At 70.7% G+C, this 17,032-nt stretch carries 13 protein-coding genes and 3 pseudogenes; 8 read left to right on the top strand and 8 right to left on the bottom strand.

Features of this window, described 5'->3' with window-relative positions:
* Nucleotides 1–114 precede the first annotated feature (114 nt).
* Complete coding sequence (locus AC07DU_RS28250) at nt 115–531, bottom strand: CBS domain-containing protein (protein WP_360901974.1); 417 nt, start codon at nt 529–531, stop codon at nt 115–117.
* Between the two features lie 365 nt (nt 532–896).
* Nucleotides 897–1,595, bottom strand: a complete 699-nt coding sequence (locus AC07DU_RS28245) for a TetR/AcrR family transcriptional regulator (RefSeq protein ID WP_479037877.1) — start codon at nt 1,593–1,595, stop codon at nt 897–899.
* 133 nt (nt 1,596–1,728) lie between these two features.
* Here AC07DU_RS28245 and AC07DU_RS28240 point away from each other — a divergent pair.
* The 4 genes and pseudogenes from AC07DU_RS28240 to AC07DU_RS28225 form a co-directional block, all read left to right on the top strand.
* Nucleotides 1,729–2,126: pseudogene (locus AC07DU_RS28240) on the top strand (SDR family NAD(P)-dependent oxidoreductase); the annotation flags it as partial.
* 104 nt (nt 2,127–2,230) lie between these two features.
* Complete coding sequence (locus AC07DU_RS28235) at nt 2,231–2,650, top strand: DUF6841 family protein (protein WP_479114442.1); 420 nt, start codon at nt 2,231–2,233, stop codon at nt 2,648–2,650.
* Nucleotides 2,651–2,721: 71 nt separating this feature from the next.
* A complete protein-coding gene (locus tag AC07DU_RS28230; RefSeq protein ID WP_479114440.1) occupies nt 2,722–2,898 on the top strand; it encodes a hypothetical protein in 177 nt (58 codons plus the stop codon).
* A gap of 755 nt (nt 2,899–3,653) precedes the next feature.
* Nucleotides 3,654–4,799 carry an SMI1/KNR4 family protein gene (locus AC07DU_RS28225; protein WP_479114438.1) on the top strand — a complete coding sequence of 382 codons (1,146 nt, stop codon included), beginning with the start codon at nt 3,654–3,656 and terminating at the stop codon, nt 4,797–4,799.
* Nucleotides 4,800–5,369: 570 nt separating this feature from the next.
* On the opposite strand, the gene AC07DU_RS28220 is transcribed toward AC07DU_RS28225, so the two are convergent.
* Entirely contained in the window at nt 5,370–6,620 is a 1,251-nt protein-coding gene (locus tag AC07DU_RS28220) for a M20 metallopeptidase family protein (RefSeq protein WP_479114435.1), read from the bottom strand.
* A gap of 1,510 nt (nt 6,621–8,130) precedes the next feature.
* On the opposite strand from AC07DU_RS28220, the gene AC07DU_RS28215 reads away from it, so the two are divergent.
* From AC07DU_RS28215 to AC07DU_RS28200, 4 genes are all read left to right on the top strand, one after another.
* Nucleotides 8,131–8,955, top strand: a complete 825-nt coding sequence (locus tag AC07DU_RS28215) for an RNase A-like domain-containing protein (protein ID WP_479114433.1) — start codon at nt 8,131–8,133, stop codon at nt 8,953–8,955.
* Nucleotides 8,956–8,963: 8 nt separating this feature from the next.
* On the top strand, nt 8,964–9,536 hold the full coding sequence (locus AC07DU_RS28210) for a hypothetical protein (RefSeq protein WP_479114431.1): 573 nt from the start codon (nt 8,964–8,966) through the stop codon (nt 9,534–9,536).
* A gap of 25 nt (nt 9,537–9,561) precedes the next feature.
* Entirely contained in the window at nt 9,562–9,861 is a 300-nt protein-coding gene (locus AC07DU_RS28205) for an RNase A-like domain-containing protein (protein WP_266974455.1), read from the top strand.
* A 371-nt stretch (nt 9,862–10,232) separates the two neighbouring features.
* Nucleotides 10,233–11,720: a serine/threonine-protein kinase gene (locus AC07DU_RS28200; RefSeq protein WP_479114429.1), complete on the top strand. Its 1,488-nt coding sequence runs from the start codon at nt 10,233–10,235 to the stop codon at nt 11,718–11,720.
* A 129-nt stretch (nt 11,721–11,849) separates the two neighbouring features.
* Here AC07DU_RS28200 and AC07DU_RS28195 read toward each other — a convergent pair.
* The 5 genes and pseudogenes from AC07DU_RS28195 to AC07DU_RS28175 form a co-directional block, all read right to left on the bottom strand.
* A pseudogene (locus AC07DU_RS28195) lies at nt 11,850–12,011 on the bottom strand (telomere-protecting terminal protein Tpg); the annotation flags it as partial.
* Between the two features lie 3 nt (nt 12,012–12,014).
* Nucleotides 12,015–12,455 (bottom strand): annotated as a pseudogene (locus AC07DU_RS28190) (telomere-associated protein Tap); the annotation flags it as partial.
* A gap of 306 nt (nt 12,456–12,761) precedes the next feature.
* On the bottom strand, nt 12,762–14,762 hold the full coding sequence (locus AC07DU_RS28185) for a glycoside hydrolase (protein WP_479114427.1): 2,001 nt from the start codon (nt 14,760–14,762) through the stop codon (nt 12,762–12,764).
* 84 nt (nt 14,763–14,846) lie between these two features.
* A complete protein-coding gene (locus AC07DU_RS28180; RefSeq protein WP_479114425.1) occupies nt 14,847–16,253 on the bottom strand; it encodes a sensor histidine kinase in 1,407 nt (468 codons plus the stop codon).
* Complete coding sequence (locus tag AC07DU_RS28175; protein ID WP_479114423.1) at nt 16,250–16,975, bottom strand: response regulator transcription factor; 726 nt, start codon at nt 16,973–16,975, stop codon at nt 16,250–16,252. Before AC07DU_RS28175 ends, AC07DU_RS28180 begins: the two co-directional genes overlap by 4 nt.
* Between the last annotated feature and the right edge of the window lie 57 nt (nt 16,976–17,032).

Here is a 17,032-nt window from a genome sequence, read left to right as displayed (position 1 = left end):
AAGGAACGAAAAAGGGCACCACGGGAAGGAAAGGAATAGACAGGTGGCCCCCCCCCCCCCCCCGCCCCCCCCCCGCACCATGTGCGCACCGAGGCGCCATCGAGTGCGGACCGGTTAGTCCTGCGAAATCGCCTCAAGCAGGTCGCCGACCTTCGTGTCCGGCAGGGCGCGGGCGACGTCGGCCAAGGCGACGATGCCGACCAGCGTGTGCCCGTCGATGACCGGAAGTCGGCGGACCTGGTGTGCGCCCATCGTGCGCAGGATCTCCGCGGCGTCGTCGTCAGCGCCGATGGTGACTGCCTCGCCCTGGGCGAGATCGCCGGCCTTCACCGCGGCCGGGTCCTTGCCCGCCGCGAGGACCTTCACCACGATGTCCCGGTCGGTGAGCACGCCCTTGAGCTTCTCGTCCGTACCGCAGATCGGCAGCGAGCCGACCTTCAGCTGAGCCATCTTCTTCGCGGCCTCGAGCACCGTCTCGTTCGCGCCGATGCACGTCACGTCCGCCGTCATGATGTCGCGAGCCTTCGTCATCCGTCGTACTCCTTCGTCCTTGTCTGCACGGGTGCGGGCCACGCCCGCCGACGCGGACAGGACCCGGCCTATGGGTGCCCCCTGCCCCCGACCGGTAACGACATTCGCACCACAACCACCCTAGGTCGGCTATGCCGCCAGCGTTCCGGCAGCGAAACGCCGCCGACGTGGAGGGAAGACGGCGTCCGCGCCGGTGACGCACAGCAGTCGCATGGCGGGGCGGGTACGGCGGCGAGAGCGAAGCTGCCGCAGGCCGCTACGGCGTGGCCGGAGCGGGGTGTTAAGGCCGGAGAAGTCGCAGAACCCGGATTTCCGTGCAGGTCCAGCGACCGCTTGCACTTCTGGCAGGGCCTCTCCCGCCGAGTTCAGGGCATCGCCTCCGCCCACCGCGGCTGCCTGCCCGCAGCACTGCCCCGCTCAGCGAGACCGATTCCGCACCGGTCGAGGAGCCCGTCGCGAACACTGCCGCGGACACACGAGCTGGACGCTGGACCGTCCGCTCCGTACCGGAGGCCGTCGAGGAGTAGGTCGAGGAGGCGGCCGGCTCGTTCGCGTTGGGCGGGAGCGCTGGTGATCAGCCCGATGCCGGCCAGGCTGAAGCCGACATCGACGGGGTCGAGGTCCGGGCGCAGGAGACCGGCGTCGGCGCCGGCGTGCAGCAGCGTGCCGATCGCGGTGGCGAGCCTGTCGAGGGTCTCGGCGAAGGGGTCCGCACCGGATGCCGCTGCGGCCCGCAGCGCGTCCGCCATGCCCTGCTTGGCAGCCAGGTAGTCGATGAAGTCGTCCATCCACTGGCGGAGCGCCCGGTCCGGGGCATGGCCGTCGAGCAGCGTCGCGGCGCTGTCGCAGACACGGGCCAGCTCGTTGCGGTAGGCCGCCTCGATGAGCGCCTCGCGCGTGGGGAAGTGGCGGTAGAGCGTGGCCGAGCCGACGCCCGCGGCCTTGGCGATCGCGTCGATCGCAACGTCCGGGCCCTTCTCGGAGAAGGCGCGAACGGCCGCTTCGAGGATGCGCTCCCGGTTGCGGCGGGCATCAGCGCGCAACACGCTCGGCTTGGCGGTCAAGGCTGTTCCTTCGTCATGGGACCAGTCTATCTGGACAACCGGGGAGTTCCCCGGTTACGTTTTGGGGATAACCGGGGAACTCCCCGTTTATGGCGTTGTCATTTACGCTCCACGCGCAAGGAAATGGGCGGTCATGACAGCACAGCAGCCCATCGGTTCCGGCTTCGGGGTGCACAGCACCGCAGCCGAGATCCTGGCCTCACCGGAAGGCTCGCCGTCGTGACCGGCGGCAGCTCCGGGCCGGGGCTGGAGGCCACGCGCGCCCTGCGGCCCGACTGTCGTCGTCGCCGTCCGCCGCCCGGAGGCGGCCGTGGAAGCCTTCGCCGCACTGGACCCGGTCGAGGCACGCCGCCTCGCCCTGGGCGGCCAGGCCGGCGTGCACACTTTCACGGACGGGTCCCTGGCAACCGGCCGCGGCATCGACATCCTCATCTACAACGCCGGCGGGATGGCCTTGCCCGAGACCGCCTCGGACCCGGCTGGGAGGCGCAGTTTGCCACCCACCACCTAGGCCACTACTCGCTCACCAACAACCGCTGTGGCCCGCACTCGCAGCCGACCCGTAACACGACGGCAAAGCGCACTCCCCTTCAAGAAACCCAACCTGAAATCTCTGCAAGAGAGGTCACGAAATCATGACGCACACCGATCTGGCCGTCGTCGCGAACGAAGCGCAGGCATGGTTCGACGGATACGTTGAGACGTTCATCGGACTGGCGGCGAAGGGGAGCATCGACCCCGCGCCGCTCCTCGACTACTTCTCCGTGCCGATCAGCATGACCACCGGGACGGCCCACACCGTGCTCACCTCCGCCGAGGCGCTCTCCCAAGGACTCGCACACGAACTGCGCGGACTGCGCGACGCCGACTACGGGGGCAGCAAGGCCCTCGACCCGGTGGTGCGCGCCCTCAACGAGCGGGCCGCAGAGATCAAAGTCACCTGGGCACGCCAGGACAGCCAGGGGCGGGAGTTCCAGCGCGTCCGCGTGCTCTACCTCGTCGCCCGGACCGACGCGGGCTGGCGAACAGTCGCCTCCGTGATCCTGGCCAGCTGAAGAACCTGTTGCCCGCCCGGGCGAAGTACTGGGCTGCGGCGGCGTAGGGCCCGGCCCCCGAGGCTGCGGCCATGACTGAAACCGAGAACACCCAGACCCCCGCTCCTGCTCCCGTCGCCGCTGCTCCGGCCGCCGAGACCCGCCCGGCGAGCACCACCAGAACGTCGTCGGCGTCGCGCCGCCCGGCGGCGAAGAAGGCGCGGTTCGAGAACGGGCCGCTGGATTGGAGCGTTCGCCCCAGGGCATGACGAGCGACGCAGTGCCGCGATGACGTACTGGCGGCCGGGCTCCAGCACCGCGTAGCGGTCCGGGTCCTCCGTGGCGTACCGGCCCCGGGTTCCCGCCGTTCTTCACTCCCTGGGTGACGTCCACAGCGCCGAACTCGCCCTTGAGGGTTTCCAGGGTCTTCACCCGGGTGGTCAGGTAGGCGCTGCCTCCGTCCTCCCGGTAGCGGGTGTTCCGCGGCGAAGTCCAATGCCCTGGCCGTCGTCGAGGCCGTCGATCGCGGTCCAGGCGACACGGCACGTGCGGGGGTCGGCGTGGGGCGCGCCAGCCGTGCATCGAAGCGTCGTAGTCGGCGCTGATCAGCGCGGTCTGCACCGGCGTCGGGCGGGCGGGTGTGACGCTGTCGTCCCATTCCAGACGTCGACCACCGGCAGGCCGTCCATGACCTGCACCGCGTTGTCCAGTCCGGATCGACGGCCGGCACCACGGGCACCGAGGCCTGGGCCTGGTACGCCGAGCCGGTCCAGCGGGGCCTCTCGGGTGAACGGGAGCACTGGCAGAAGGCGATCGCCAGTCCGCCCGAGGCCGCCGTGAACAACAGCTGCGAGGATGTGAAAGCGCCGGCGCCTTGACGTGGCGCTCGCCGCTCCCGTGTACGACTTGAACTCGTCCGGCCGGTCATGGAACTGATGGGGCGGCCGTGGCCGTCTCTGCCGGTCGGCAACAGCCGTTGTTGCAGGTGGTGGGAGTGTCAGTGCCCGCGCCTAGGGTCACCGACATGACCACGCTCACCGTCGATCAATCATGGGCCCGCATCGAGACCTGGCTCGCGCAGCACGCGGCCGTCAGCCACGGGCTGCTCCGACCGCCAGCCCTTCCGGAGCACATTGCGGCGGCCGAACTCCGTCTCGGCGTGACGTTCCCGCCCGACCTTAAGTACTCGCTGCTGCGCCGCGACGGCGTACAGCTCCAGGACGGAACACCGACGCTGGCCTACTACGGACCGCTGTCCGGGGTCGAGGACATCGTCCGGAGCACCGAGTTCCTGCGGGACATCGGCGCGGACCTCGACGAGGACGAGGCCGAACTCGACGAGGAGGAACGCGACCAGCACGCGTACTGGCCCCACGAACGGCTGCTGATCACCCTGGGCATCGGCTGGCAGTCCTCCGACGGACTCTTCCTGGTCTCGCGCCCCGGCCCGCACCACGGGCGTGTCGGCCGGTACTTCGACGAGGACATCCCGTCCTTCACTCCATGGCTGGGGCTGCGCCACGTCCTTACCGAGTTCGCCACGGCTCTCGAGAACGGCACACCCTTCAACGGACGGATACCGCTCGCTGTCGAGGGCCGGCTGATCTGGGACGACGCCGCGACGGTCGTCCCAGATCCGCTCTCCCCGCTCGGCCTCGCCGCCGAGGCCACCGAACCGCTGATCCCGCTCGCGCCCGAGCCGGTGCCGTCCGCCCCGCGGCCCGACGGGGCCTATGCCGTCATCACTTTCGCAGCGCCGGCCGCGCAGGCACCGCCACGTCAGCCGGACGTCGTGTTCGTGGCCGGCATTCCGCCCGAGGAGCTCTTGGGCAGGCTGGGCGCCGTGCCCGCGACCGTCCGGTCGCGCAGTCGGAAGCAGATGCGGCTGTCGGCCGCCGCACCCTGGGCGGCGTGCCGTCCGATGGCCCGGGCCGGGTGGTGCGGCGACGGGTGGTCGTACGCCACCCAGGAGGGCGGCGACGCCCAGTTCGGCCGCCCGGAGGTGCTACGCCGGCTGTCCCGTGGAACTCGGGTCGTGAGGCTGTCGAAGCAGGGGCCTGAGGTGCACGTCACCGTCTTCGACGACGGTGTGGAGCAACCCGAGGCGACCCGCAGGGTCGACTCACCGCGTGAGGACTACGTGACCGACGCGGACGGGCAGCCGGTGTGACGGCCAGCCGGTGCCAACCCCTCGCGGTACGGGTTCCGGCGGCTTGCTGTCGCTGGGCTGGGAGGCCGCCCATTGCCTACCGGTCGTTGGTGCCCAGTGCCTCCCGTGTGGCCGCGATGAGCTCCTGCCTCGCCGTCTGGGCGGCCGTTTCGCCGGCGATCTGCTCCGTCCTGGTCGTCATGTCCTACCCAACGAGGCAGCGGAGTTGCGGGCGCGGCCGAGGACAGGGGCTGGTGCAAACCCGCCCCCGTACGGCCACCGCCCGCCGGCGTCCATAGCGCCCTGATCGTCAGCCCCCTACGACTGCGCCGCCGGCCTGCGCGAACTCGCCGACGTCGGCGCCGATCTGCCCCAGCTGAACCCGTTGTACGGCCACGCCGAGCATCTGGAAAGACTGGCCGCCGACGTCATGCCCCACCTGCCCCACGCACCAGGTCCCGCAGCAAGCCGGGTGGGCGTATCCGCACGCTGACCACGTCGGGGAGCAGTGGCGGTTCGGAGGTCCAGGCGCGTGGGGGTGCGCCCGCCCCGGTCGGCCTGTATCGATGGCCGGGCCTGGAGAGTCAGGTCTTAAGCGCCGCTCGACGTGCTGGTGTGGTGGAGGGCGACGGCTGCGTGTGCGGCAACGCCGGTGGCCATGGCGTCCTCGTCGAAGACGGCTCGGTTGGAGTGCATGTCCGGGATGTTCTTGCCCGGTGGGGCGGACGGGCGTGCGCCGAGGAAGGCCATGGCACCAGGGACACGTTCGAGGACGTAGGCGAAATCCTCGGAGCCCATGACCGGCTCGGCGAGGTCATGGACGAGGTGCTGTCCAAGCCGTGTGGCAACGGCCTGCTCCACGGCGGTGGTGAACGCCGGGTCGTTGTGCAGCGGCGGGTAGCTCTCGATCAGCTCGATATCGGCCTCGGCGCCATGCGCGGCGCAGATGTGGCGGGCCACGCGTTCGATGCCCGCGCGAACCTGGCGGCGGGTATCGGGGGTCAGGGTGCGGAAGGTGCCGTGGAGCGCGGCGGTCTCCGGGATGATGTTGGCGGTGGTGCCCGCTTCGATCCGGGCGATGGTGACCACTGCCGGATCGAAGATGTTCACCGTCCGGGTGACGAAGCTCTGCAGGGCTTGAACGATCTCACAGGCCACCGGAATGGGGTCGAGTGCCAGGTGGGGCGCCGAAGCGTGGCCCCCTTGGCCACGCACGGTGAGATGGATCCGGTCGGAGGCCGCGAACATGGGGCCCGGCCGCAGGTGAAGGGTCCCAGATTCGAAGCGCGTGGTGACGTGAAGGGCGAAGGCCGAGTCCACGTGGTGCCCGTCGGCAGTAGTCAGGACGCCTTCCTCGATCATGTCGGCCGCGCCGCCCCCACTCTCCTCGGCGGGCTGAAACATGAACACGACCCGCCCCGCAAGCTCGGCCCGTCGCGCTGCAAGGAGGCGGGCGGCGCCGACGAGCATCGCGGTGTGCAGATCATGGCCGCACGCATGCATGGCGCCGGGGGCGCGGGAGGCGAAGTCCAGGTCGGTGTCCTCATGCAGGGGTAGGGCGTCCATGTCGGCCCGCAGCAGCGTTGTGGGGCCCGGGTGGTCACCCTCCAGGACGGCTGTCACCGAGCTGAGGTGCGTGCCGGTGGTGACGTGCAGGGGAAGACCTTCAAGGGACTCAAGCACCCGTTCCTGCGTGCGGGGCAGGTGCCGGCCCAGCTCCGGATCGCGGTGCAGGGCCCTGCGCAGGTTGACGATGTCGGGCAGCAGGCGGCGCGCCTGCGCGACCAGGCCGTTGTCCTTGGGCAGGTCTGCGTCCGGGCTGTGGGTGGCTTCCTCGCTCACGCGGCGACTCCTGTTGCCTCAGGCGGGGCGTCCCGGCGGAGGGCCCGCCGCCGGGAGCGGGCGGCCGTCAGCCGTGCGGGGGCAGAAGACGGTGCCAGGGTCTCAACGGGAAGTCTGCTCCCGCGGTTACGCACGCAGCCCAGTGGCACTGGCGCACAGCCGGACACAGCAGACGGCCCAAGGCTTCGGACTGCGCCCACCAACGTCCCCGCCCTCGTCATCGGGTGCCCGAAAGGGAGGCAGGCCCTGGCCGGACCTCTGGTCTCGACGGGCAGCAGACACCTGACCTGCGCGGCACGGTGACTCCTCCACTTGCCCTCGGAGCCCTCCTTGGCTGCGGTCCCAGCCAACGCGGACGGTCCGTCGATCTACCCCGACCCCAGGGCCTTCTTCAGCGGCTCGCCGAGGCCACCGGGAAGAAGGACTTCTTCAACCTGTCGGACTTCGGCATGAACGGCTCGACTGCCTCGACCTTCTCTGCACCAAGGCACGGGGGATCGGCGACTCTCCAGGAGGCGGCCCTGGCCCATCCGCTCTACGCGAGCCCGGCGACGGCAGGCACCGCCAGGGCCAGGGCGATCCCGACCGGCGCCCAGGCCTCCTGCCCGCCGACGTCGACGCGCATCCCGTTCTCCGCAATGACCGTGGTCCGTACGCCCTGGCAGCTCAACTCCGCCTCGACGGCGGCCTGGGTAACGGTGGCGGACGAGCGGGATGCCGAGGAAGGCGAGCGCGATCAGGATCTGGAGAGCGGCGATCGTGGTGTTCATCGGGGGCCCTCGTTTCGGTGTTCCTGCCTGACGACGACGCCACCATGACGCGCCGCACCGACAGGACCCGAACAGCTCACCGACAGCCCGCTGACACGCTCCCGTCGTCCTTGCCGCGATCACGGAGTGCCGATCGGTGCCCCCTATTCGAATTAAATCCGATCGAACGCTTTTGTTAAGGTCAAACATGTTGATCATCTGTCGACCCGGAGCTCAGGGGAGGGAGGCACCGTGGGAAACGCAGATCTCTCGGTGGAGGCCGAGCGGCTCAAGAGCCTCGCCCGCGACCTCGACGGGATGCAGGAAGTTCTGACGAAACAACTGCTGCGCATGGACGAGATCGTGGACGCCATCGAGGCGCGGTGGCGGGGGCCGGCAGCGGAGGCGTACCGCGCCCGGCATCGCGCGGCAGCGGAGGACGCCGTAACGATCAGGGGGGACCATGAAGCTGCTCGCCGAGGCGATGCGCCTCAGCGAGGGCGGGTTCACGGCGCAGGAGCTCGAAGTCCTGCAGCAGTTCAGGCGGGTACAGGCGGGGGCTGACGTGTCAGCGGAGGCGGACGCCCTCTCCACACCGAACGTCGCACCTGTCACCGCGCCCCGGAGCCGCATAGCCGGAGTCAGGCCGCAGTTGGCGGACCAATCGGGATCTGCCGCCCACGGGCCGGCGTCCCATCGTCGACGTACTGAAGAAGACGGCGGACACGATTCAGGAGACCCTCGACCACCTGGTTCAGGTCATGGACACCACCAGGGCGACGACCGAGCGCTGCGGCAAGGAGGCCGCCAGGGCCACGGCCAAGGACTTCACGAACGGCCTGGACCTGAGGGACGTCACCAAGCTCGCGGTCGGCGCGATCGTCGGCGAAGTCATGCTCTCCTTCCGGTCTCACATGGACCAGGCGACCGTGGACGCAGCCGTCGACCACTACCACAGCGAGTTCGACGCAGCGGCCGACAAGCTGATCAAGCTCGCACCGGAATTGGAAGAGGCGATCCTCAGCGCCCCGACGTACCAGTCCGAGATCGTGCGCGCCCAGGGGTTCGGTGCGCGGTCGCTCAACGAGTTCAAGCAGGAACACAGCTGGCAGCGCGGCGGCGAGAGTCCCACCCCGTTCATGTACTCGTTCGACCTGGCGACGAACGAGGACCTCGGGGGCGGGCACACCCTGGAGAAGCATGTGGGCAAGACCGATGAGCAGCTGCTTCAGCGGCACCGGGATGAGGCCAAGGGGTCGGGCAAGCTCCAGCTGATGTCGACTTCCAGCTTCCCCGACGTGGAATCGGCTCAGAAGTACACCCAGTACTGCATCCGCCGGAACACGGCTGAGATCCAGGACTGGCTGAAGAATCCGCCGCCCAGCCCCCCTTCGAGATCGTTCCAGGTGTCGTCGGTACCGCTGGAAGGCCCACTTCAAGGAAACGCGGTAACAGGCCGGACCTCGGAGAAGGCGAGCGCGTCTTATGCAGGCCCCGTCCACGATGCCCATGGCGTGAGCACTCGAATCAAGTACGACCCGAACCTCAACCCACCCTTCGTCATCCTCACGTCGATGCCGGAATAATGGAGCGAATGATGCACGACCTCACTGCGGAAGGCTGGGCAGACGGACTCGGGCTGTACGAGGACCGCTGGGCCTTTGCGACCGTTGCTCGCCGCGATCACGCCGAGTGGTGGTTCGACGTTGCGGTGATCATGCGTGGTGAAACCGCTGATCCCCGGGGTTGGGCGTCGCTCGATCCCTACGAGGAGGAGGTCGACCGCGAGGTCGAGACGTTCGCCTGGATCGAGCCCCCCACCCATCCGGCCGACGTGGCTCGGTTCCGGCACTCCGTCAATGAGCTGCCACGTTCCTCGGCTATATCGCTGATGGTCCTTCTTGCAATCGTCGGCATGGACGCGTCGAAGACATGGGATTTCGGCGAGCGGCAACCGGAGATGGAACGCCGTGCACAGTTGTTGCTCTCTCGTTTTCCTGTCGGCACCCGTTTCTACTCCAACATCGGCTGGGACGGCGAGGCACCGAATTTTTACGAGCAGCCGGTCAACGCGACCAGTCCGTTCAGCCGGAGCCGCTGGGATGCGGGCCTGCTCGCGGTCAACGACACCGAAGTCGCACTGATCTGGACGTTCGAATCATTCTGACCTTCCTGACCCAACGGGGGACCCCGTGCTGACGCGAACCGCCACCTACCCCGACCGGGAAACCGCCCAATGGGCCACCCAGGAGGTCATCACTCGTAACGAGCAGGCGATCCATCGCTGGCTCGCCCAGGGCACCCGCCTCCGGATCACTCTCGAAGCGGCCTGGCCTTCCCGTCCCGATCCGGTCGGCCGTGTCCTGCTCCAGGCCATGGCCTTCGCCGGGCGCGGGCCCGTGGACGTATGGGCCGCGCGGGTGGTGCTTCGGCGGGAGCCCGGCGCGCCCCACGGCTTCGTCGTGCACACCACCGTTCCGATCTACTTGTAGAGGCCGTCCGATGTCCATGAAGCCCATCGACTTCGACCGCCGCTATGGCGAGCTGGACCAAGTGGTCATGAGTGGCTTCGGGCCCAACGCAAGTCCGGTCGCTGGTAGGGGGATTGAGTCCGCCGCTCTATACTCCCTGTGCTCTACCGACGGGCCGGGCCTGAAGACACGGGGGAAGCATGGCGGAAGCTGCGGATTCATCGCTGATGATGGATGTCCTGGCCGTGGTCGGGCCCGCACTGGCGCTGCGAGCAGCAACGCTGCCTCTGCTGACACGTGCGCAGCGGGCCATGTGGAGGCAGGCATCGGCGGACCCGTCCACGCCGCCCCGGACTGTCCCGGGAGCGGCCGCGGGAGAGCTTGCACTGGGAGTGGCAGGCGGCATCGGCCTGTGGATCCTGATGAACCTGGACTTCCTTCCCCGGAACTACTTCCTGCTGCTCCCGGTCGTCCAGCTCGACGGGACCTTCCTGTCGGGGTACTACGGCCTCTCCCTGGCGATGTCGTGGACCTTGTACGTCGTCACCGTCGTCCTGGCAGCGGTGGTCTGGCCGCTCCTCTGGTTCCGGACGCAGCGCACCCTGCTGACCACCGGTGTGCCCGTGATGTCGTGGATCTCGTCACCCGAGGGGCGGTTCCGGCTGGGTGGCCTGGTGGCCCTCCGGGTCGCGATGGGACTGTTCCTGCCGACGGGGCTGGTGTTGGCGGCCGCCGCGTGCCAGGTCGTCGCGTACGTGGCGAGCCGGAAGTACCAGAACGGGGCGGGGGTTCCAGCGGGTGGCGCTCCGGCCCCGGCGGGGCAGGCCGTCGCCGACACGCCGACGGTGGGGCCCAGGTCCGCTACTCCCGCCCCGCACGTGGGGCCGCTCGCCCAGCCTCCACAGCCGGCTGGGCCCGCCTCGTACGTGCCGACGCAGCCCGACGGGGTCGCCGCCGCCGTGTCGCCCATCGCCCACCAGCAACTGCGCCCGGGCGAGCCGCGCGCGATCGGCGGCTACCAACTGCTCGGTCGCATCGGCGCCGGCGGAATGGGCACTGTCTACCTCGCCCGGCGGGAGGGGGCGGTGACACAGGTCGCGCTGAAGACCATCCACCCTGAACTCCTCGACAACGCCGATCTGTTACGCCGGTTCCAGCGCGAATCCGAGGTGCTGTCCATGGTCCCCGGCGCCTACACGGCCCGCGTCCTGGACTCCGGCGTCGACGCCGGACGGCCGTACCTGGCCATGGAGTTGCTGGACGGACGCCCCCTCGACGCACACCTGGGGGAGCAGGGGCCGATCCGCACCCCCGACGCGCTGCGGGCGCTGGCGCTCGCACTGGCCGTGGCCCTGTCCGGAGTCCACCGGCTCGGCCTGGTCCACCGCGACCTCAAGCCCGCCAACATCATGCTGACCACAGCCGGCCCGCGCCTGCTCGACTTCGGCATCGCCGACCTGGTTGACGGCACCAGGCTCACCCGCACCGGCGCCGGACCGGGAACCCTGACGTACATGGCGCCGGAACAGTTCGGTGAAGAACGTGCCGGTCCGGCCGCCGACGTGTGGGCATGGGCCTGCTGCGTGGTCTGCGCTGCCCACGGCACCAGCCCGTTCGCGGCGACCAGTCCGGCCGCAGTGTTCCGCCGGATCGTGGACACCGGCCCCGAGCCGGCCGCGCTGGCGGCGGTGCAGGCTCTCGCCCCGGAGCTCGCGGCCGCCGTCGAACTGGCATTGACCACCAACCCGGCAGGCCGCCCGGCGGACGGCGCGGCACTGGTGGACCTGCTCACGTCCCAGGTGAGCCCGCAGCACGAGCCGGGACAGCTGGACGCCGTCCGCGAGGAGATCACCCGGGGCTGGCGCACTCTTCCCCTCTGATCGCCGGGCTTCGAGCCCACCCGGCCTGCCTGTCGGCGCCCTACCCGGCTTACGCCGTAGACCACATGACCGCCCGTCGTCATGTTGCAGGGCCTCACCGTCCAGCGTGGCGTCGATATCGGCCTTTTATCGCTCGATAGAGCGCTGGCTGACTCCCAGCTCCGGGGCGACGGCCTTCGTGGTCTTCAGCTTGCCCATCAGGAAGTTGATGCGGCCCTTGAGCGTCTTGGGCGGCTCCCGGGTGAAGGCTTCCCGGTCGGCGCGTTCCAGAGCGTCATCAATGTCCCCCACGGCCTATTCTCCTTCGTCGGTGACGGCGCCGCCGCCCTTGATGTGACGGGCCGGGTTGAGGCCCTTCTCCATGAGGTCGACGGCCCACGCCATCTCCTGGACGCCTTCGACCTTGGCGAGGCCGGGCGTGGTCCCGAGGCGGAAGGCTCGGGGGAGGGGCTTGCCGGAGGTGGTGCAGGGCAGGAAGTCGAGCGGGCTAGGGCCGGGGCTCGCGTAGACGACGCAGTCCGAAAGCACGCCGAGCGGGTACCGGCCGGTGGCCTTCGCCGTGTTGGCCATCTTGCGATGCATGTCGACCCGGGCCTTGGAGATGACCGCGGCGCGGATGTCGGGCCGCCAGGTCGGGCACTCCAGCGCCGGCCACCGCTCCCCGTCCCGGTAATGCCGTCCCTGGGGGCGCTCGCGGAGCTTGCCGATGCCGCCCTTGACGGTCGCCTTGATCGCGGGCTCGCGCTGCCTGTACGGGAGCCCCTGCTACTCAAGAGCCTCGTCCGTGATATCGATACGGGCCGTCAGAACGGGCCACAGGACGACCCGTTTGCACGGCCAACGCCTATCGCGGCACGTCAGAGGCGGGCGGTGGAGACTGAACTGATCCAGGGAGCGGGACTGGCCTGGTCCCTCATGCTGCCGGACGCATGGGTGAAGCAGACCACCCCGCCAGGAAAGCTCATGTCCTAGCGAACGATCTTCCGGCCTCACCGACACGGGCATGCGCCTTCGACCCGACCACATGAAGGAATCGGGACACTAGCCCTTTCCGCCGGGGCACAGCCGGCGTGGCTCGTCGTCGCCCTTGAGCGCGGCGTCCACGCAGCCGCCGGGCAAGCCGTCGTGGGCCCCGGTGCCGAAGTTGGCGGTGACGGTGAGGGCGCCGTCGCCGAAGACGGTGCGCTGGACGGAGCGGTCCGCGGTCAGCGTCCGGAAGCCGGTCATGGGCTCCGTGGCGGCCGCCTTGTGCAGGGGCGCGAAGTACTTCTGGAGGGCGGCCAGCTCGCCGCCGCGCTCCTCAAGAGACGCCCCGTCGAGGACGAAGTTGAGCGGGGTGTTGTAGAGCATCGCCAGCAGGGCGCGGGTGGTCTTCTGCTTCGGCAGCTTGTCGTACGCCAGCTCCCAGCGCTCGGTGTTGACCAGAGAGTCGTGCAGGGCCGTCTCGTACAGCGGGACGCGGTAGGCCGGGTCGTACATCGTCTTGGCCACGGCCTCGGGAAGCTCGGCGGGCTTGAAAAAGATCGCGGGCGCCTTGGCGGGGGCGTAGCCGCCCCACTTCACCTTGTCCTTCTGGGCCGCCCAGAGCCCGTCGGCCACGGGGGTGCCGGAGCCGTGGTCGAAGGCGAGCACCTGGTTGGCCCACGCCCCGGCGGACTCCGATCCGAGCACCAACCGGTCGCCGTCGGCCAGCCGCCTCATCCGGGCGAGCCGGTTGGTGCGGTCGCGCCCCTTGTCCATGGGGTGGGCGGGGTGGTGGTCGCGGAACAGCTCGCCGGCCGCGTCGACATCGAGGAAGTAGCTGTCGGCGCCGTTGGCCGTCATCGCCCGGGTGCGGTCGGCGAGGTAGTGGCGGGTGGGTTCGGCCTTCTCGAACGCCTCGGAGCTGAGGTAGCACCCCCGGTCGTGGAAGCCGGGGACCGGCTTGCCGTCGGGGCCCTGCACGCAGAAGTCCGGGTAGACACGGTCCGGCCAGACGGAGGTGGTGGCGTCCGAGGTCTTCGGGTCCTGGCCATTGGCGAACGTGTCGTACGGGCCGACCAAGTAGCCGGCGTCCTTGGCCGCGGTGACGGCGGCGGCGTCCATCGGCCGGCCGTCGGCGTCGTAGCCGAGCCACATGCGGTCCACGCCGAGCGCACGCAGCCGCCGGACGCCCTCCGCCGTGCGGGCGTCGCCCCACAGATAGGCGTGGAAGGCGCCCAGGAGCTTCCCCGTGGCCGGGTTGGCCTCGATCTTCTCGCGCAGGCTGGAGAGCTGCCCGTGCTCGGCGAGCCAGGCGCGGTAGTCGGCGGCGGGGGCAACCGGGGAGCCGTCGGTCAGGGAGAAGGCCACCGTGTAGCCGGTGGTGCCCTCGGCCCGCGAGAAGCGATGGGTGGCGGTGGCGCGCAGCCGGCCCCGCTCGGAGATGGGGCGCAAGGTGGTGCCGATGTCGGTGGGAACGAGATAGCTGACGCCCTGCCGGCCGAGGGTGTAGCCCCACAGCGGCAGCGAGAGGGCCGACTCCATGGGGAGGTCGCTGCCGACCAGCTCGGCCTCGGTGGAGTTCCAGAAGCGGTCGGCCACGGGGAGGGAGAGTCCCTCGCCGCGCGGCAGCTGAAGGGCGGAGGCGGCGCGGTCGCCTCCCGTGACGGGCCAGGACAGGGTCCGGTCGGCGGGGCCGCTCGAGTCGACCGAGACGACGAGCCGCCCGCTTGCAGCGCGCGCGGTGACGGACAGCCCGCTGCCCGGATAGCTCCAGCGGAGGCCGTCCGCCGTCCTCCGCACGGGCCCGGGAGCCCCGGGATCGGTCGCGGCGGGCGCGGACAGCTCCACCGCCCCGTGGGCGGTGAGGGCCGTGACCCGCAGGGAGGTGGTGTCGACGGTGGCCGTGCCCCCGTTCACGGGGATGTCGATGAAGTGGCCGCGCACGACGCCGGCCGCCTGTCGGGACGCCGGCGGCACGGTCGCGTCGGAGGGGGAGACGAGCGCGACGCAGGCCAGGGAGGCGACCAGAGCCACGGCGGCGGCGCGGGTGGTGTGGTGAGAGCTGATTTTTTTGCGCATGAGGAGTTGATACGGGGCCGAGATAAGAGGAGTTCTAAGAGAGCTACCAGAAAGGAAGTTGACGTCCGTGCGTGACTGGTTCGGTCAGGAGAGGGGGAACCGCAGCCGGAAGCAGGCCCCGCCGCCCTCCGGGCGCTCGGCGGTGAGCTCCGCCCCGTGGGCGCGGGCGATCTGGCGGGCCATGGCCAGGCCGAGGCCGGAGCCCGGCAGGGCGCGCGCCTGGCGCGACCGGTAGAAGCGGTCGAAGACGTGGGGGAGGTCCTCGACGGCGATACCGGGACCGTGGTCGCGGACGGTGAGCACGGTGGCGTCCTCCGCGGCCGTGAGCCGGAGCTCCACCGGGGAGCCCGGCGGGCTGAACTTCGCCGCGTTGTCGAGCAGGTTGGACAGCAGCCGGGCGAGCCGGGCCGGAACGCCGTGCACCGTGCATGGCGCCAGCTCCGCAGTGAACGGGGTGCCGGGCCAGTGGCCGCGCGCCTGCTCCACGCCGTGCGCCACGAGCCGGTCCAGCCGCACCGGCTCCACCAGCGGCTGCGGCTCCTCGTCGCGCGCCAGCTCGATCAGATCGTTGACCAGCCCCGTCACCTCGCGCAGCTGGCGGCCGAGCGCGGCCGCGGCCCGGTCACGCGCGCGGTCGGAGAGCCGGTCGGCGCGGGCGAGCAGCTCGGCGTTGGTGCGCAGCGCCGTCAGCGGGGTACGCAGTTCGTGGGAGGCATCGGCGACCAGCCGGCGCTGGGCGGCGACGGACTGCTCCAGTTCGCCGAGCATGGTGTTGAAGCTGTCCGCCAGCCGCGTGATCTCGTCGGGGCGTCGCCGTTCGGCCGCCGACAGCTCGATGCGGTGGGCGGGATCGCGGGTGGCGGTGATCCGTTCCGCGGTGGCGGTCAGCCGGGTGACGGGCGCCAGCGCCGTACGGGACGCCAGATAGCCCAGGCCCGCGGCGAGCAGCACCCCGGCGCCGCCGACCCCGGCCAGCAGTCGGCCCGCCTGCTCGACGCCCTGGTCGGCGGTGTCGGAGCGGATGGCGAGCTGGAGCGCGCGGTGGCCGCGCAGCGGGGTGGTGAGCATCCGCATCCGGTGGCCGCGCAGGGTGATGCCGCTGTAGTACGCCGGTCGGGAGCCCTCGGCCACCGCGCGGGTGGCGCCGGTGACCGGCAGGACCAGCTCCTCGCCCGTCCCGGCGCGGTGCCCGGTGCCGGGGGCGACAATCTGCGCGCAGGCCGGGGCGGACAGCCAGACGCACTCGCCGTACAGCGGCCCGGCGGGCTGGTCGCGCTTCTCCTGGGCGATCAGGTTCGCCTGCTGGGTGAGCTGGAGGTCGAGCTGGCGCACCAACTCGTGGCGGATGACTACGTACGCGGCGGCACACACCCCGAGCGCGACCAGGGCGACGGCCGCCGATGTGATCACAGCGAGCCGGGTGCGCAGGGGAGCGCGGCGGGGCACTCCCAGGCGGCGGAGCAGCGGCGCGGGGGCCTTGCGCCCGGTCATCGTGCCGCCAGTTCGTAGCCGACGCCGTGCACGGTGTGGACGAGCCGCGGGGCGCCGCCGGCCTCCAGCTTGCGACGCAGGTAACCGACATATACCGCCAGCGAGTTGGACTCGGGCCCGAAGTCGGCGCCCCACACCCGCTCCATGATGAGCTCACGCGGCAGCACCTGGTGGGGATGGCCCAGGAACAGCTCCAGGAGCGCGAACTCGGTGCGGGTGAACTCCAGCCGCCGGCCGCCGCGGACACCGGTGCGGGTCGCCGGATCGACGGTCAGGTCGGCGAAGGACAGCGCGCCTGCGGCGGGCTGGTCCGCGCCGAGGGCGGGCGTGGCCCGGCGCAGCAGCGCCCGCAGCCGGGCCAGCAGCTCGTCCAGGGCGAACGGCTTGACCAGGTAGTCGTCGGCGCCCGCGTCCAGCCCGGCCACCCGGTCGCTGACGGCGTCGCGGGCGGTGAGGACGAGGACGGGGGTACGGTCCCCGAGCCCGCGCAGCTCGCGGCAGAAGGCGAGCCCGTCCAGCACCGGCATGGCCAGGTCCAGCACGATGGCGTCGGGCGGCTCGGCGGCCACCGCGCTGAGACCGGCCAGCCCGTCCGCCGCCTCCCGCACCCCGTACCCCTCGACGGCCAGCGCGTCCACGACGGCGGCCCGGACCTCGGGGTCGTCCTCCACGACGAGCACTGCGGTGGGCCGGGCAGCGGGGGAGGAGGCGGGTCGTGGCATCGGCGGGCCTTTCGGACGGGTGCGTGTCGTGCCTCCACCCTGGCAGAGCCCGTTGGC

Source organism: Streptomyces sp. NPDC045695 (genome assembly GCF_056432025.1).
The sequence above is the reverse complement of the archived record's forward strand: the minus strand, read 5'-3'. Positions and strand labels throughout refer to the sequence as shown.